Raw genomic sequence first — 992 nt, 5'->3', positions numbered from 1 at the left:
CCTGCTCCTGGGCGGCCTGCTGCGGCGCGTGCCCGCCCGGCGCCTGCTGGCCGCCGACAGCGCGGTGCGCGCGGTGCTGCTCGGCTGCGTGCCCGCGGCCTGGGCGGCCGGGGTGCTGCACCCGGCGCTGTACCTCGCCCTGCTGGCCGGGTCGTCGGTGCTGCGCCCCTGGGGCAGCGCGGGCACGTACGCCCTGCTCGCCCAACTGCTCCCGCCCGGGCAGCGGCCCGCGGCCAACGCGCTGGTCAGCGCCATCGGCTCAGCGTCCGTCATCGTCGGCCCCGCGCTCGCCGGGTTCCTGGCCGGCGCCGTCGGCCCCGCCTGGATCATCGGCCTGGACGCGCTGTCCTTCGCCGCCCTCGCCGTGCGGGCCACCCGGCTGGAGGGGCCCGCCGCCGGGGAGGCGGGCGCACCGGCGACGGCGGCCGGCCCGCACCCACTGCGCCGCCGGCCCGAACTGCTCGCCCTCCTCGCCCTGACCTGGGCCTTCAACCTCCTCTACGGGCCGGTGGAGGTCGCGCTGCCGCTGCACGTCACCGCCGACCTCCACGCCGGCCCGGGCCTGCTCGGCCTGTACTGGACGCTCTTCGGCGCCGGCGCCGTCCTGGGCGCCCTGGCCGCGGGCACCCTGCGCCGGCTCCCGCTGTGGCCGGTCACCCTGGGCATCGTCGCCGGCTGGGGCCTGGCCCTCGTCCCGTTCGGCCTGGGCGCGCCGGCCGCCCTCTCCCTGCTCTGCTTCGCGCTCGGCGGCGTGGTCTACGGCCCCTTCACCGCCCTGTCGCTGACGCTCTTCCAGGACCGCACCCCGCCGGGGGCGCTGACCACCGTCCTGGCCGCCCGCAGCACCGCCCTGCTCACCGCGGCCCCGGTGGGCACCGCCCTCGGCGGCCCCCTCACCACCGCCCTGGGCCCCCGCCAGGTCCTGGCCGCCTCCGGCCTGGCGACCCTCGCCCTCGCCCTCGCCCTCGCCGCCGCCACGGCCGGCGCCGCAC

1 protein-coding gene is annotated in these 992 nt (G+C 80.2%); it reads left to right on the top strand.

Annotated elements, in window-relative coordinates:
- A partial coding sequence (locus tag BG452_RS35460; RefSeq protein WP_188308449.1) for an MFS transporter occupies positions 1-992 on the top strand: 992 nt, incomplete at both ends.

Source organism: Streptomyces sp. CBMA123 (genome assembly GCF_014596465.1).
Lineage (GTDB): Bacteria > Actinomycetota > Actinomycetes > Streptomycetales > Streptomycetaceae > Kitasatospora.
This window is presented reverse-complemented; position numbering and strand designations above follow the sequence as displayed.